Consider the following 16,669-nt stretch of genomic DNA (forward strand, 5'->3'; position numbering starts at 1 on the left):
AAGTTCACGTATGGATCTGAAGCGGCTGGTTTCCAAGCTATCCAGCCAGATAACGAGAGACAAGGCCACCGCCGCAGATTGATCGCAAATCAGAATATATGTCACCATAATTGCGTCTTGGGGCACTTAGTTTAGAACCACTTAATGGTCAGAACCGAATGAGAACCCAGGAAGGATAGAAAAAGGATGATAGAAAGGGAAAAGGGTAACAGTCTTGCACCGGGTGACATCATTGCAGGCTTGGAGCCGTCCGAGCTTGTTGAGATTCAACGCATCGTCCCTTTTGGCGGCAAAATGATCGTTGAGGGAGTGGGGCTTCAGTCCCGGCGTGTGGTCAAGCGGCCGCTTACCTTGGAGGAGATTGTATCTCTCGTCAAGATCCGCGGGCAGCAGCACACCTTTGATGGTGACGCCGGACTCTTTCTCTTAGGGGCCGAAGCCGAACGCATTCGGATCGCCCATCAATTCGATCCTCTCTTTGCCGTCAATTCCAGTATCGTCGATCCAGTCCCTCACCAGGTCGAGGCTGTTTACCGCTATCTCCTTCCTTTGCCGAGGATCCGCTTTTTGTTGGCGGACGATACGGGGGCCGGAAAGACCATCATGACCGGGCTCCTGATGAAGGAACTGCTGTTCCGTGGCGTGATCCAGAAGGTGCTGATCATCACTCCAGGCGGCCTGACCAAGCAGTGGAAGGAAGAGGAACTCCAGGAAAAATTCGGCCTGCACTCCCGCCTGGTGAACCGCGCCTCTTTCGAGGCCGAGCCTGGCCAATTCGCGCGTTACGAAGAGGGCATCTTCGTCACCTCTATTGATTTCCTCGCCCGCAACGAGGGGTGCCTGCGAGCGGCGTCGGAGACCCAGTGGGACCTCGTGGTTGTTGATGAGGCACATAGACTCTCGGCCTACGAATACGGAACCAAACTTGAGGAAAGCGAGCGCTACAAGGCGGTCAAAGCGCTTGCCGGCAAGACGGACCACCTGCTGTTCTTGACCGCGACACCGCACCGGGGCAGGAAAGACACCTTTCGCCGGCTGCTCTTGCTTCTCGATGAGGACCTGTTCCAAAAGGATGAACACGTCGCGGACCGGGTGCGTGAACAAGCAGCCCCATACGAAGTGCCGGGTGCAGAGGATTTCGAGGCCGAGCGTCCCATCAGTAGGGCCAGGAACCGCTTCTTCCTGCGTCGCCTTAAGGAGGAAATGGTGGATTGGGAGGGCAGGTCGCTGTTTAAGCCCCGGCACACGAAGACGACTGGTTACGAGCTGACACCTGAGGAAAAAACGCTATATGACGAGGTAACCCGCTACGTCCGTTCCAAGCGGAAGGAAGCGAAGGCGAAGAGAAACCGGAACGTTGAACTGACGCTCATGGTGATGCAGCGACGGCTGGCAAGTAGTCTCTACGCCATTACCCGGACCCTGGAGAATCGCCTGAGGGCTCTCAATGAAGTTCTAGCCATTCTCCGAGACCCCAGCCGTTCGGACACGGAGAAGCGGCGCCTGTTCCGAGGAACTGTGGATCCAGATGCTCCCCGTGACATCACCGAGTACGAAGACCTGTCGGAAGAAGAACGCGAGGAGATTGACCGGCGGATCTTCCGTCAAGTTCTGACGGGTGATCCGGATAAGGTCGAGGAGGAACGCGACGAGGTCGAACGGCTCTACCGGCTGGCGGACAGCCTGAAGCAGCATAAGGAAGCAAAATTTGGCGAACTGCTCACTGTCCTAGATTCCTCCGATGTAATCCGTGACGAGGACCAAAAGCTCCTGATCTTCACCGAACACCGGGATACCCTTGAGAGCCTCGCCACCCGGTTGGAAGAGAAAGGTTACACGGTAGCCACCATCCACGGCGGCATGGATGTGGATGCGAGAAAAGAGGCCCAGCGCCGGTTCCGGACCCGGGCCAAAATCATGGTGGCGACCGATGCCGCGGGAGAGGGCATCAACCTCCAGTTTTGCCGCTACCTCATCAACTGGGATATCCCGTGGAACCCTAACAGGCTGGAACAGCGGATGGGGCGTATCCATCGCTATGGCCAGGACAATGACGTCTGGGTTTACAATTTGGTCGCCCAAAACACTCGCGAAGGGTCGGTTATCCAGAAGGTTCTGTCAAAGCTTGACGTTATGCGCGACCAAATGGGGTCCGACCGTGTCTACGACGTGATTGATGAGTGGCTGGAAGCCATTCCGCTTATCAGGCTGATTGAAGAAGCCATCGACGCCGAGGATGAATCGGCGGCCGCAAAAGACACCGACGCGGCGCTGGCGGTGGCCTCCAGGGAAAGAGCGGAAAGACTCATCGCGCTCCAGAAGAAAACCTCGCTGGCTTCACGTCTTGATCTGCGCGCGGCCCGCGAACTCCGTGACGCCTCCGACGAGCGCCGGCTGCAACCGATGTTTATTCAGCGCTTCTTCGAGCGGACATGGGCGGCTTGCGGGGGGAGCCTACGGCGGGATGATCAATCTCTGGTCTGGCACATCGGCGCCACTCCGACAATGCTTCTTGAGGTTGCCCGGGAGCGCCGGCAGCCAATTTCAGAGCGGTACGAAACACCTTTTGTGTTCGATAAACAACTGGTCAGCGTTGCCAGCAAGGTGAGCGTTCCTGAGCGCACGAAGCTCTTGGGTCCCGGCCATCCGCTTTTCGACATTCTGATCGAGTGGGCGATTCGCGAAGCACGGCAGGCCTTCGCCAGGGGGACGATCCTCTTTGACCCGAACATCGGCAAGCCGCAACAGCTCTGGCTGGTCCGTTCGACCATTGAGGACGGACGCCGGCGATGGCGGCAGGATCGCCGCAAACCGCCGGCCCACGAACGGCTGGCCGTCATAGTCCGGGACCATATGGGTCTTCGAACGACATCGCCCTCATATCTACTTAACTGCGTTGCTCCGGAGATCGCTATGCCGGTTCCCGAACTGCCCGCCGGTCAGGCAGGGGTGGCCCCGGGAGCAGGTGAGGAGATTCAGGCCTGGGCTTACGAACAGATCACCGAAAAGCAACTCGCCGAGGTTAAGACCATCCGGACAGAAGAATGCGACTTGCGCCGACAATACCTGAACACGGCTTTTACCGACCTTATTCTTGAACTGCAGGAGAAGTTGAACGACCTGCAACAGGCGCAGCTGTTCGGCGAAAACAATGCCCAGGAATGTGAGCGGTTGCGCCAAAGAGCCGAAGAACTTAAAAACCGCAAGACGGAGCGTTTGAAAGAACTGGACCTGATGATGAGACTGACCGCCAACCTGCCGGAACTCCTGACAGAGGCCGTAGTGGCCCCTGTCCCAGCGGCCACGCTGGAAAGCGAGGATGGTGAACCTGCCAGGGGCCTACCGATGCGCCGTGACGACGAAGTTGAAGCCATCGCCACGGCGGTGGCCATGCGGTTTGAGCGCTCGCGCGGGTGGACCCCGACCGATGTCAGCCGGGACGGAGAGCATTACGACATCCGCTCGGACGGGCCTAACGGCGAAAAGCGCTTCATTGAGGTGAAAGGCCGGGCCCGGTCCGGCCCTATCATGCTGACCGGCCCCGAGGTGGACAAGCTGCGGCAGCTTGGGATGAGGGCGTGGCTCTACATCGTGACCTTCTGCAAGGGCGAGCGGCCGCGCTTGCACCTCATCCAGGACCCACTTGCCAAGATCAGGCCGGAGGTGCTGTATCGGCAGATTCAGTATCTTGTTAAAGAAAATGACTGGGTGCAACAGGGACAGGAAGTTGAGACGATGATCAGGATAGAGGAGCGAGGCAAATGAACCACGGAACAGGATTCAGGTGGGATGATGGTCTGGCGGGGTCGGCCAGGCGCATCGCCGAGAAGCGCGGTTTGGCAAGCGCGCCCTTGATTTTACCGGAGGGTTTGATATGACTTACGTTCAGGACCCCTACAAGCAAGTGGGATATCTCCAGCAGTGTTTGTCGAGCGACAAGAAGCCGATCGGTTTCTTCCTCGGTGCTGGTTGCCCAATGGCTATCAGGCCTGAAGGTGACAATGGTCCACCGCTGATTCCTGACATTGATGGACTCACCAAGGCTGTCCGCGACGTGCTCACCAAATGTAACGAGTGCGGCCCGCTTCTGAGGATCATTGATGACCATTTCAGTATGGACGGCCGCAGCGACGTGAATGTGGAACAAATGCTAAGTCACATCCGTGCCCTTCGCGTAGTTGCCGGAAATGACACGGTGCGAGGTCTCTCTGCGGCGAACCTGGACCGACTCGACGAAAAGATTTGTCAGACAATCCATGAGCTGGTCGACAAATCTCTGCCAAGCAAGGAGACTCCGTACCATCGGGTTGCGTCATGGGTGGGGGCTGTTACGCGGATAAACCCGGTTGAGATATTCACGACAAACTACGACTTGCTGATGGAGGAAGCGTTTGAGGAACATAGAGTTCCGTATTTCGATGGGTTTGCCGGCGTTCGGAAGCCGTTCTTCGACATTCGCGCGATGGAAGAGGACAGTCTTCCGGCCCGCTGGGCACGCTTATGGAAGCTTCACGGCTCGATCAACTGGTATCAGATACCCACTGAAGGCGTGCTTCGCGGTGCAAGCAATGAGCAAGGCCTCAAGCGTGTGATTCATCCCTCACACCTAAAGTACGAAGAAAGCCGTCGCATGCCCTATCTTGCCATGATTGACAGGCTCAGGGCATTTCTAAAACAGCCCGGCGCTACGCTCGTCATCTGCGGTCATTCCTTTCGTGACGAGCACATCAACGAAGTAATTGTGCAAGGACTCCAGGGTACTCAGACCGCAATCGCATTTGCACTGCTCTTCGATCAGTTGGCGAAATATCCTGATGCAGTTAAGTTGGCTCGTGAACGACCAAATCTCAGCCTTTTGGCACGGGATGGGGCTATCATCAGTGGGAACCAAGCTAAGTGGCCTGAAAAGGACGCCGAATCCGTGTCGGAGAATGCTGGACGATGGGTAATGTGGATACCCGTTGAGCCTGCCAATAAAGAGGGGAATAGGACGGCCGAGTTTCAACTGGGGGATTTTGCCGTGTTGGGCGAATTCCTTCACGAACTGGCCGGCATAGCCCGCCAATATGCAGAGGTACAAAATGCCAAATAGCCCGTCATACCTTGGCTCGGTTCAGGACGTTCAGGGCGCGACCATTAGCGTGGCGCTTGACAAAGACACCGTATCCGGTCTGGCGTTCATCGACGGCCGCGGCTATCGAATTGGACAGATCGGCAGTTTTGTGCGCATTCCGATCGGTCTGGTCGATCTCTTTGGAATCGTATCTCAAGTTGGGGCAGGGGCCGTTCCTGCGGCCCTTGCCGCAGTGGAGCCATACGGGCATCGCTGGATGAAAGTCCAACTCATCGGTGAAGGCCGACGCAGCGGAAAGTTTACGCGGGGGATATCGCAGTATCCAACTATCGGCGACGAAGTGCATCTCGTAACAGAACATGATCTGACCCGCATTTACGGCATGCCGGATGCGCCTAATTGTGTCAGGGTTGGCAGCCTGGCCAGCGCTGAATCTATTCCTGCTCTGATTGATATTGACCGGCTTGTGACCCGTCACTGTGCCGTCGTCGGGACGACCGGTGCGGGTAAGTCCACGACTGTAGCTAACCTACTGGTATCCTTCTCAGATCCGAACCGCTATCCCTCCGCGCGCATCATCATCTTGGACATCCACGGTGAGTACTACACAGCGCTTACTGACCGGGCAACCGTGTTCCGAGTAAACCCCGATGAAAAGCGAGGCGAGAAACCACTGCTCATCCCATATTGGGCACTGAGCTTCGACGAGCTTCTACGTGTTACGCCGTTTCGTGATGTAGGCGACGCTGACCGTGCGGCGCTTGTGGAAAAGGTCAGGCAATTGAAACTCGCGTCCCTGCGGGTGGCTGCGCGCAACGGTGTGACAGCCGATACGATCACGGTGGATACCCCGATCCCCTTTAGCATTCACCGGCTGTGGTACGAACTCCATCGCCACGTTTGCTCCACCCATACGGTTGGTCCCGGCTCCAATCAAAGTGAACAGGCGGAGGCTATCGAGCAAGATGCAAACGGACAGCTTCTGCTGGGCGACATCATGGGCGTGACTCCGCCCAGATATCGGCCGATCACGTCTAGTGGACCAAACCGCGTCTATCTGAGTGGTGCGCAACTCAATATTCGGCGGCAGATACTAGCCCTCGAGTCCCTTCTTCGCGACACCCGCTATGACTTCCTTTTTCGGCCTGGCCCGTGGTGTCCCAAGCCAGATCATCAGAATCTTGACGCGCAACCCGATCAAGATCTCGACAGCATGTTGAAGTCGTGGGTTGGCGGGGAGAAGCCGATTACCATTCTCGACCTTTCAGGCGTGCCGGTATCCATTCTTAAGGACCTAATCGGTGTGCTGATCCGGCTTTTGTTCGACGCGCTTTTCTGGGCGCGGTATCGGCCAGAAGGCGGGCGATCCAGGCCCCTGCTTTTCGTTCTTGAAGAAGCGCACGCCTACCTGAGTTCTGGCAACGTGAGCCCGGCGTCCATCGCGGCCCGTAGAATCGTGAAGGAAGGCCGAAAATATGGCGTGGGCGCAATGATCGTAAGCCAGAGGCCAGCGGAGATTGACTCAACCATCCTCTCGCAATGCGGCACTATGTTTGCCATGCGTCTGGCGAATGCTACGGATCGTGCTCATGTGACCGGCACAGTAAGTGACAACCTGGAAGGCCTCTTCAGCATGCTGCCCACCTTACGCACCGGCGAAGCGATCATTGTTGGCGAATCGGTTCAACTGCCTTTACGAGCTATGATTGAAGCCCCGGCCAAGAACCGACGGCCCGACAGTCACGATCCGCTTGTCTACGATCCTGAGTCGAGAGGCGGCTGGAACCGCCAGAAGCAAGCGGAGGATTATGCTACAGTCGTGGAACTTTGGAGAAGCGAGAACGCAAAAGACACCTGCACTTCAGGAGGTGCTACATGAACAGAACGCCGGTAACCTCATCCAGCGTCGCGTCGATTGGCTACGACTCCAATACGATGACTCTCGAAGTCGAATTCACAAGCGGGTCAATCTACCAATACTACGACGTGCCGGAGAACGTGTACCAGGAATTCATGCGTGCCAGTTCCAAGGGCCAGTTTCTGCATGCGAACATCAGGCATAACTACCGGTACACGAAGCTATAAACATAACAAACGGTGGAGCTGGAGTTAGTCGCACGGGGGGAACCGAAGTCCGATGATGATCAATCTGCCCCACCTGATCGAGGTCGCGCTTCCCATCCGGGAGATCTCGGCGGAGAGCGTGCGGGACAAGTCGCTGCGGCACGGGCATATCTCGACGCTGCATCTTTGGTGGGCGCGACGGTCGCTGGTGGCAGCGTAGGCGGTGGTCTTCACCTCGCTCGTGCCCGATTCGGATGACCCGCGCTACCCTGCGGCTCCTTCCGCGAGGCCGTGGAAGGGCTGAAGGAGTTGGAACTGATGATGAAGCTGACCGCCAACCCCCCCGATCCACTGACGGAGGCCGTGATCATTTTCGTGCCTGTGACGACCATTGAGAGCAAGGCACAAGCGCCCTCGCCTGCCTGGTGCGACGCGGCGTGCGGCCTGTCTGCGTACGGGGACGCACAGGCAGGCGCATAGCAGCAAGGGCGTTAGATGTGCCGCGACGACGAGATGGAACCCGCGTGGTGATGCGGTACGAGCGCAGCTGCAGTTGGACGCCATCGTGTTGGCCAGTTCCGAGGTGGACAAGCTCCGCCAGCTCGGCGAGCGGGCGTGGCTCTACGTCGTCACCTTCTGCATGAGTGGTGGGGTAGGCTTCCAGCCTGCCAAACCAGAAGCAGACAAGATGTTTGCCTGCCAACTTCATATTCTCCAGGCTCAACCCGGAGGTGCTGTATCGGCAGTGTAGATCCAGTACCTCGTCGAAGAGGACGACTAGGCGCAGCGGGGGGAGAACGTAACAGTAGGAGGGAAGCTCTGATGAAGATCAAATCCGTTCGCATCCGGAACTTCCGCTCTATAAAAGAGCAGACCGTGGAGCTTGACGACTACACATGCTTCGTTGGACCCAATGGGTCCGGAAAGTCTAACGTACTTCATGCTCTTAATGTCTTCTTTGGAGAATCCGAAATACCCGGCCTCGACACGCGTGCACTTGGAGAAGAAGATTTCCATAGCAGAAACACAGGCGAGCCTGTCGAGATAACCATCATGTTTTCTGACCTCTTGCCGGAAGCCAAAGATCGACTCGCGCATTATGTTCGCCACGACGAACTGGTAGTGTCAGTGGAGGCGCGACTTGACGCGACCACCGGCAAGGCCGAAGTCAAACAGTATGGACGCCGGATGGTAATCAAGGACTTTGCGCCGTTCTTTGAAGCTGAAAAGGAAGGAAAGAAAGTCGCAGAGCTAAAAGAGATATACAACAGTGTGCGGGAGACATACACTGATCTGCCGGCTCCGGGCACCAAGGATGCCATGATCCAAGCTCTTCGCTCTTATGAGGAGGAACACCCGGAGAAATGTGAGGAGCTTCCGAGCGGTGATCAGTTCTATGGAGTGGCGAAAGGAAAAAACCTTCTCGAGCAATATATTCAGTGGGTGTACGTACCAGCAGTCAAAGACGCATCAAGCGAACAGGCTGAAGCCAAGGCAACTGCTCTTGGGAGACTTTTGGCACGTACTGTTCGCTCCAAGGTCAACTTCAAGGACTCAATCGATGCTATTCGCAAAGAAATGCAGGAGAAGTACGGAAAGCTTCTCGCCGATAGCCAGGAACAGTTGGCGGAAATATCTCAAGCACTGAGAGATCGTCTCATGGAGTGGGCCCACCAGGATGCGACGCTTCGGTTGAAATGGCACCAGGATCCTGAAAAGGCGGTGCGCGTGGATGAGCCGTTCGCGCAGGCGATCCTTGGTGAGGCGGGCTTCGAAGGGGAGCTCACGCGTTTCGGTCATGGCCTTCAACGTTCCTTTCTCCTGGCGCTATTGCAGGAGCTTTCTGGTAGCGACGGTGATGTGGGGCCACGCCTGATTCTTGCGTGTGAGGAGCCGGAACTGTACCAACATCCTCCACAGGCACGGCACCTATACAACGTGCTGCTAAGGCTGAGCGAACAGAACTCTCAGGTACTTGTTGCCACCCACAGCCCGTATTTCGTATCCGGTGAAGGATTCGAGAGCGTGAGGATGGTTCGTAAGTCTAACGGGGCTTCGTCGATCACAAGGACTACGCATGAAGAAGTGTCAAGGCGAATCGCGGAGGCTCGAGGGGAAACACCGATTAAGGCCAGTGGTCAGTTGGCTAAGATTCATCAGGCCCTTCAGCCGGAACTTAGCGAGATGTTCTTCGCTTCCAGAATTGTGTTCGTGGAGGGGCTTGAGGACGTCGCCTATCTGACAACATACCTACACCTTCTGGGTTTGTGGGACGAGTACAGGAGGCTCGGCTGCCATCTGATTCCTACCGATGGGAAGAGCCAAATACTTCAACCCTTGGCGGTTGCAAGATGTCTCCGGATACCGGCCTTTGTCGTCTTTGATTCAGACGGAGATAAGCCAGATAAGGGCGGCAGCAAAGAGAAGCACCGGAAGGACAACACCGCAATTCTCCACTTATGTAAGGTTGCCAATCCGGAACCATTTCCACCTGACACATTCTGGGGGGAGACCGTGGTCATGTGGCCCTCTGACATGGGGCAAGTGGTTGAGCAGGAGATTGGCAAAGAGGACTGGAATCAATATCAATCTGAGGCCGACACGAAGTACGGACACGCTGGGAATTTGCGGAAGAACATGCTTCACATTGCATCGAGCCTCCACGTGGCATGGGAAGCTGGGAAGGAATCTCCGTCTCTCCAGAAGCTGTGCAAAAAAATCATGGAGTTTGCAAAGTACAATGGATAATAGCAGCCCTAACGGTAATTGTCCCCGCCTGATCGAAGTTGCGCTGCCTATCCGGGAGATCTCGGCGGAGAGTGTAAGGGACAAGTCGCTGCGGCACGGGCATATCTCGACGTTGCACCTCTGGTGGGCGCGGCGGCCGCTGGCGGCCGCACGGGCGGTGGTCTTCGCTTCGCTGGTGCCCGATCCTGATGATCCGCGCTGCCCTGCGGAGTTCCGCGCTCTGGTGGAGCGTCTTTTGAAAACGCAAGTGCCGGCAGCCTTGAAATATTACAGCCGCGGGCGTAACAGGTTCCGGGACGAAGACCCTTACCGCCCCTATGAGGGTATGCCGGATACGTTACGGAACCGGCTCCTGATGTTCATCGCCAAGTGGTCGCCGGAGATGCTGGCTTTTGAGGCCGGCAAGCGGGAGAAACCTCCGGCACCCAAGGAACTTCTGGACGACCGCTCGCTGGTTAAATGGGAGACTTCCGATCCGGATAACGGCCAGGGGCGGGAGATTTTAGGCATTGCCCGTGAGTTGGTCAAGGTCGCTCACGGGGGCAGAGTGCCGGTGGTGCTCGATCTTTTCGCCGGCGGCGGCGCGATTCCGCTGGAAGCCGGCCGGCTCGGCTGCCAGGCCATCGCCAATGACTACAACCCGGTGGCCTACCTCATCCTGCGGGCATCTTGTGAGCTTCCGCAAAAGTACGGCAGGCCAGGGATAAGAAAAGTCAAGGAAGAATACCTGGGAATCGTCACTGAAACTGAACGCCAGGTTCCAAATGTCCTGCTCCACGACGTCGAGAAGTGGGCCAGGTGGATCCTGGAACGGGCGCGTGGGAAGATTGGGCATCTCTATCCGCCCGGGAAGGATGGTCGGCCGGTCGTCGCTTACCTGTGGGCACGGACGGCGCCCTGCGCGAACCCCTCCTGCCGGGGGGAGATCCCGCTTTTGCGCAGCCTTCTGGTTTGTAACAAGCCGGGCAAGAAAGTGGCGCTGACGATGGAAACGAACAAGGCGGAGAAGGCAGTTCGATTTGGGATTGCAGAGGGCACGGCTATCAAGGCCACCGACGGCACCATGCAGAATCGTGGGAACACCCTGTGCCCGTACTGCGAACAGGTGACCCCCGTGAGCGACCTGCGAGTTGCTGGACTCGGGGACCGCATGGGCCAGCAGATGGTCGCCGTCATCACGGAAGACAAGGGCGGCAAGCAATACCGGCCGGTCGAGGACTCCGACCTCGTGGCCTTTCGAAGTGCAGCCGACATCAAGGTCGAACCGCCCCGGGAGTTGATCCTCGCGGAGGTTTCCGGTTCTGATGAGCACGTGTCCCATCGCGGCCAGTTCACGACATACATGTACGGTATGAAGACCTGGGGCTCGCTCTTCAACCCGCGCCAGCTCGTGGCTATGCAGACCTTCGTCGCCTGCCTTCACGAGGCGCTGGAGCGCATACGCGAGGAGATTGAGGACGAGGAGTACCGTAAGGCGGTAGGGGTTTATCTGGGGCTATGGTTAAGCCGGATTGCCCAGCGCGGTTCAAACGTCGGCTTGTGGCACACGACGCGTGAAACACTTGAACACCCATTTGGACGCCAGGCGATTCCCATGACCTGGGATTACCCGGAAGCGAATCCATTCTCTGAGTCTACGGGCAGTGCGGAGGGCGGTATTGACTGGATGCTCCGCGTGATCTCCCGGGAATCTTCTCTGCCTGGGCAGACAGGTGGCAGTCTACCTGCGCAAGTTATACGAGGCGACGCGGCGGACCTTTCGGTGGCGAAGAACTCCACGGATGTCATTGTAACTGATCCTCCTTATTTTGACGCCATTGCTTACGCTGATCTCTCCGATTACTTTTATGTCTGGCTGAAACGGGGACTTTCGGCGGTGGTTCCTGAAGCCCTGCTAACGCCGCTGACGCCGAAAGGGGACGAGGCCACCGCGCTAAAACACCGGCATGAAGGTGATAGCGAGAAGGCCGATGAGCACTTCCAAGCAAAGCTGGCGATGGCGCTTGCCCAAGCACATAGTGCCCTGAAAGCCGGTGGTCTTGTCTCAATCATGTTCGCCCATCAGTCCACCAAGGCCTGGACCGCATTGGTGCGGGCCATCTTTGACGCGGGGCTGACCATCAATGCCACCTGGCCGATTGATTCGGAGTTGACTACCGCGTTAAAAGCCAGCATGTCTGCCCTGGCCTCTTCCGTAACCGTTGCCTGCCGACCCCGCCTAGTCGGCAGCGCCGCTTCCTTCAAGGAGGTGCGCCGGGAGATTGAGCAGGTCGTCCGGGAGTCCGTCAAACGCTTCTGGTCCTACGGCTTCCGGGGCGCCGACCTCATTGTCGCCTGTTACGGTCCGGCCGTGGGCGTTTTCGGCCAATACGAGCGGGTGGAGAAGGCGGACGGCACGCCGGTCGGGGTCCCGGAGCTTCTTGACCTTGCCCGCCGGGTGGCGCGGGACGCTATCGCCGGTGAGTTCCGCGGGGACAACCTCTCTACCCTGTATTACGTTTGGGCCAACCTGTACGGCACCGCCGAGCAGGCCTGGGACGATGCCCGGCTGGTGGTGCAGATCGGCGGCGAGGCGGACAGCGCCATGGAGGTCGCCCGCGGGCACGGCATCTTTGTGGTGGACGGCTCGAAATGCCGCCTGGCGCTGCTCGTTGACCGGGAGCAGCGGCGCGGCTTGGGTGAAGGTCAAAGCCCGCCGCTGATTGACGCTCTGCACCGTAGCATGCTACTGTGGCAGGGAGAGCAGCGCCATGAATTGGTGACGTACCTTGCGGAGCGCGATCTGCTGGAAGATGAGCCTTTCTGGAAGCTGGCCCAGGCGCTTTTTGAGGTGCTGCCGCGGGAGGCGGCGGACTGGAAACTCGTCAGTGCCCTTCTTGGTGAACGTCAGACGCTGCGCGCCGAGGGCAAGAGCGCGACATATCAAGACGTCCAGCAAAAGCTCGAATTTGAGGGAGGGCGATGATGATGGTGGCGGAGTTGCTGAAAGAGAAGCGCGAGGAGATCCTGCGAATCGCGCAGAAGCATGGAGCGCACAATGTAACAAAGATCCCCGACAGGATCTCCCGCCGGTGAAGCAGGCTATTGCAGAGTTACTTCCGCCGCTCGATCAGCTTGAAAGTGAGTTGGCTGGTGACGACGAACCTGACGATGCGGGAGGGAAACTTGCATGAGTACCGAACTGAAACCCTGGTACGCGGTTGCCATACCCCACGAAGACATTCGTGAAGGACGGCTGGCCGAAGCGGTCTTCGCAGCGAACCTGTGGGCTGTCGTTCAGGGCACGGCGCCGGAGGTTTATCTCGACCCGGAGGAGTTCTTTCGCAAGACCTACCTCACCACCGGCCTCTCCACGGTGCTGAATCGGGTGGCGGGAGCGCTCTGCGGCGACGGCGAAACCGGGGACCGGATCATCAGTCTGCAAACCGCCTTTGGCGGCGGCAAGACGCACACGCTCGTCGCCCTCTGGCATCTGGCCAACTACGCGGACCGGCTGAATGCTTCCTCCCAAGGGGAGGGCCTGAGGCAGGTCACCGGTGGGCGGCTCCCCGAAAAGGTAAAGGGCGTGGCGGTCTTTACGAATCAGACCTGCGATGCCACACAGGGGCGCAGAACGCCGGATGGCGTGCATCTCAGGACTCTTTGGGGCGAGCTGGCCTTCCAGTTGGGCGGGAAGCATCTTTACGAGCGGGTGCGGGCAAACGACGAGAGCCAGCGCGTCCCGCAGGGGATTTTCACGGAGGTATTGCGGGCTGCTTCGCCCTGCCTGGTTCTGTTGGACGAGCTGGCCGACTACTGCGTAGGTGCGGCGGCGGTGCCGGTCGGCGATACGAACCTGGCGGATCAGACCATCTCTTTCATCCAGCAACTCACCGAGGCGGTGCAACAGGTGCCGGATGCGGTTGTGGTGGCCACCCTCCCGGCGAGCAAATATGAGGTGGCCCAGAGCGAAAAGGGACAGGAAGCCTTCGTCACTTTGGAGAAGCGTTTCCAGCGCCTCGGTGCCGATGTGAAGCCGGTTGCCGACGAGGAGATTTACGAAGTGGTCCGCGCCAGGCTGTTTGAGTCGATCGCCCCGGAGAACGAGCCCGATTATCCCAAGAAGGTGGCGCAGGTTTACCAAGGGATGTATGCGGCGCACTCCGGGGAGGTTCCCTCCGAGGCGGCGAAGAATGTGTACCGCGAGTATATAGAGCGAGCCTATCCGTTCCATCCGCTGCTTATCGACGCCCTCTATACCCGCTGGGGCAGCCACCCCGACTTTCAACGGACCCGCGGCGTGCTACGTCTGCTGGCGAGCATTGTCGGTGACCTGTGGAAGCATCGCCAAGGAAACACCCAGACGCAGCATCTTATCCAGCCCTGCCATGTCCGTTGGTCGGTGGACGCTTTGCAGGCGGCGCTCACCCGCTTCTGGGGCCCGGCTTATCAATCCGTGGCCGCCGCCGACGTAACCGGAGAGCGATCCAATGCCGGCATATTTGACGAGGAGCGCGGCGGCGATTATCGCCGTGAGGCCATTGCACAGGGACTGGCTTCCGCTATTCTTCTTGGTTCCTTTGGTGGTCAGGGGGGACGCAGCGGATTCGGTTCAAAGGACTTGAAGCTGGCCTGTTCCCGGTACGGTCTCAACTGGAACTATACCGACGGGGCACTTCTTGAACTAGAAAACCGCTGCTTTTATCTACACACCACTGCGGCCGGAAGTATGGGCAAGCGTTACTGGTTCGGTACCAAGCCAACCCTCAACAAGCTGGTCGTTCAGTACCGCCAACAGAACGCAAAGGAGAACTTTGAGGAAGAAATCCTGGAAGATCTCCGGGCCGAATCGCAAAAGAGCGCTCTCGCCGGCGCGACATGGAGGGTAATCATCAAACCGGCGGAGGATTTACCGGAACAGAAGTCGCTGACCCTATTGGTTTTGCCGCCTTCATTGGCCTGGGACGAAAACGGAGGCGCCAAAGAAGCGGTTCGGGAACGTATCAAGTCCATCAGTGCCCGCTGCGGGGGGAAGGACCGGATCTACCGCAACACGCTTCTGTTCCTGGCAGGTACCACCCGTGGACTGGCGAAGCTCAGGCAGGCTCACCGTGAAAGCGCTGCTTTGGAGGGTGTGCGCGCGGACTACTGGGAGCAGCTTGACGAGGAACAGCGGGAAGACCTGAAGACGCGCCTTGAGGCGGCCCGGCGGGTTGCCCTGGAGACTCTGGGTCCTGCCTACACTGTGGCGCTACGAGTACGTGCCGAGGCTGCCGCCGGACAGGGGCAGGAGGTGGAGGTGTGTACTCTGTCGGATGCGCGGCGGTGTTTTCAGGAACATCTCGGGTACCTGTGGACAGTACTCGTAGAGGACGAGGAGTGGATTCTCCGGCGTGTCGGGTTGGTGACACTTGACAATACGGGCTTGATTCCCAAGAAAGACACACTGCGCCTGAAGGATGCGGTCGAGGCGTTTCTGCGCTTTACGGACAAACCCCTGATTGCCGCCAAGGAAGCGGTCACCGCCGGGCTGGCCCAGGCCTGCTTGGATGGGCTTGTGGGCATCGGTCGAGGCGGAAGCCCATCGGCGCTTCAGGTCCGTTATTGCAGACAGGCGGTATCTTTGGACCCCAGCGAGGATGGACTCTGGATCATCCCGGCATTCACCCCTGAGTCTGGTGGGAATGCCGGTGATTCAGGAACTGCTACCACAAGCGTTGGTGCTGGGGGTCTGCCACCAGGCTCTCAAGAGACGGGCGGCTCCGCCAAGGACATGACCCCGGAAACCGGGACGGTGATCCCGAAAGAGGCGGGAGAAGACATAGTGCGGGGGTTTGTCGTCCGGGGCGCCGTGCCGGTGGAGAATTGGAGTGAGTTATTTCGTTGCTTTGTCGTGCCTGCGGCGCGGATGAATCTCAAGAAGCTTCAGCTTGGAGTTCAATTCGAGATGCTACTTCCCGATGGCACAACAATGAGCAAGAACGACCCGGCATTGAAGGCGATGAAAGAAGCAGCCCAACAACTCGGGCTGATCTTGGAGATTGAGGAGTAGTATAGACTTCGGTTGGATCCCGGGAGAGGAAGTATCTTTTATCCTGCAATCAACAGTCACGACGAAATACTTTGAACCTCTTTTTGAAAGAGCAGTTGGTAGGCCGGAGAACTTGTCGAGACTGAAGAGTCACGTTGAAACCCTGGGGATTGAAGAAGTCTTCCGGTGCTTCGAAGCACAGGAAAGGGGTAAATAGATGACATTGGCGGTTCTGAGGTACGTCATCTGTGGTGTACCGGGGGCCTGCTGGGCTGTGTGAGCCAGCGACGCTCCCCATGAAGATGACTCCGGCCCACCAGCTGCGGCCAGAACCTGTATTCAACCGCTGTGGGAGCCTTGATCTTCATACCAGTGTTCTACGGCCTGTATGCAAGGGCAAGGCGAAACAGGCTAGAAGACTAGGAACCCTCCCCCGCCTCTTTTGGAAGAAGGCCTTTCCCCACGCAGCGTTTCTCCAGTTTTCGAGAAGGTGACGACGGCATCCAAGTAGCCCGGTGCTCCCGTGACTCCGGCACGCGTGCCTAGGCATGGCCCAGTATGGTGTTCCTCCCCAGGCTTTGTGCCAACGCCATGTTCCTCTGTGGCCCCGCCTCATCATGGAGGAGAAGTGGGAACAAGAGGAACAGGCCTGGGAAGAACCAGGCAGGCGTGAGTGCTAAGCTCAGGCTATGGGTCTTCTTGAACCCGCAAGATGGGTTCCGGACACGAAAGGGACCCCGTTGGGGATGATAGCATGTGCCCCTGCGGCCGGG

Annotated in this window: 8 protein-coding genes; all 8 read left to right on the forward strand. The window is 58.1% G+C overall.

What is annotated here, in order from left to right; genetic code table 11:
* Nucleotides 1-186: 186 nt before the first annotated feature.
* The 8 genes from AB1576_08805 to AB1576_08840 all read left to right on the forward strand — a co-directional run bounded on the left by AB1576_08805 (nucleotide 187) and on the right by AB1576_08840 (nucleotide 15,917).
* On the forward strand, nucleotides 187-3,765 hold the full coding sequence (locus tag AB1576_08805; protein ID MEW6081855.1) for a helicase-related protein: 3,579 nt from the start codon (nucleotides 187-189) through the stop codon (nucleotides 3,763-3,765).
* A 109-nt stretch (nucleotides 3,766-3,874) separates the two neighbouring features.
* The gene (locus tag AB1576_08810; GenBank protein ID MEW6081856.1) at nucleotides 3,875-5,092 is read left to right on the forward strand and encodes an SIR2 family protein; all 1,218 of its coding nucleotides are present in this window, start codon (nucleotides 3,875-3,877) and stop codon (nucleotides 5,090-5,092) included.
* Between the two features lie 49 nt (nucleotides 5,093-5,141).
* Nucleotides 5,142-6,953, forward strand: coding sequence for an ATP-binding protein (locus tag AB1576_08815; protein MEW6081857.1), 1,812 nt, complete (start codon nucleotides 5,142-5,144; stop codon nucleotides 6,951-6,953).
* Nucleotides 6,950-7,159 (forward strand): KTSC domain-containing protein, encoded by a 210-nt coding sequence (locus AB1576_08820; protein MEW6081858.1) that lies wholly within the window; start codon nucleotides 6,950-6,952, stop codon nucleotides 7,157-7,159. Before AB1576_08815 ends, AB1576_08820 begins: the two co-directional genes overlap by 4 nt.
* Nucleotides 7,160-7,211: 52 nt before the next feature.
* Complete coding sequence (locus AB1576_08825; GenBank protein ID MEW6081859.1) at nucleotides 7,212-7,358, forward strand: DUF1156 domain-containing protein; 147 nt, start codon at nucleotides 7,212-7,214, stop codon at nucleotides 7,356-7,358.
* Between the two features lie 602 nt (nucleotides 7,359-7,960).
* On the forward strand, nucleotides 7,961-9,886 hold the full coding sequence (locus AB1576_08830; protein MEW6081860.1) for an AAA family ATPase: 1,926 nt from the start codon (nucleotides 7,961-7,963) through the stop codon (nucleotides 9,884-9,886).
* Entirely contained in the window at nucleotides 9,879-12,851 is a 2,973-nt protein-coding gene (locus AB1576_08835) for a DUF1156 domain-containing protein (protein MEW6081861.1), read from the forward strand. The genes AB1576_08830 and AB1576_08835 overlap by 8 nt, the downstream gene beginning before the upstream one ends.
* 204 nt (nucleotides 12,852-13,055) lie before the next feature.
* Nucleotides 13,056-15,917: a DUF499 domain-containing protein gene (locus AB1576_08840; GenBank protein MEW6081862.1), complete on the forward strand. Its 2,862-nt coding sequence runs from the start codon at nucleotides 13,056-13,058 to the stop codon at nucleotides 15,915-15,917.
* Nucleotides 15,918-16,669 lie beyond the last annotated feature (752 nt).

The organism is Bacillota bacterium (assembly GCA_040754315.1).
Taxonomy (GTDB): Bacteria; Bacillota; Sulfobacillia; order DUSP01; family JBFMCS01; genus JBFMCS01.

What these genes read in the sequence shown, in the direction of transcription:
- AB1576_08805 (MEW6081855.1), top strand. Translation starts at nt 187, where the DNA reads ATGATAGAAAGGGAAAAGGGTAACAGTCTTGCACCGGGTGACATCATT.
- AB1576_08810 (MEW6081856.1), top strand. Translation starts at nt 3,875, where the DNA reads ATGACTTACGTTCAGGACCCCTACAAGCAAGTGGGATATCTCCAGCAG.
- AB1576_08820 (MEW6081858.1), top strand. Translation starts at nt 6,950, where the DNA reads ATGAACAGAACGCCGGTAACCTCATCCAGCGTCGCGTCGATTGGCTAC.
- AB1576_08825 (MEW6081859.1), top strand. Translation starts at nt 7,212, where the DNA reads ATGATGATCAATCTGCCCCACCTGATCGAGGTCGCGCTTCCCATCCGG.
- AB1576_08830 (MEW6081860.1), top strand. Translation starts at nt 7,961, where the DNA reads ATGAAGATCAAATCCGTTCGCATCCGGAACTTCCGCTCTATAAAAGAG.
- AB1576_08835 (MEW6081861.1), top strand. Translation starts at nt 9,879, where the DNA reads ATGGATAATAGCAGCCCTAACGGTAATTGTCCCCGCCTGATCGAAGTT.
- AB1576_08840 (MEW6081862.1), top strand. Translation starts at nt 13,056, where the DNA reads ATGAGTACCGAACTGAAACCCTGGTACGCGGTTGCCATACCCCACGAA.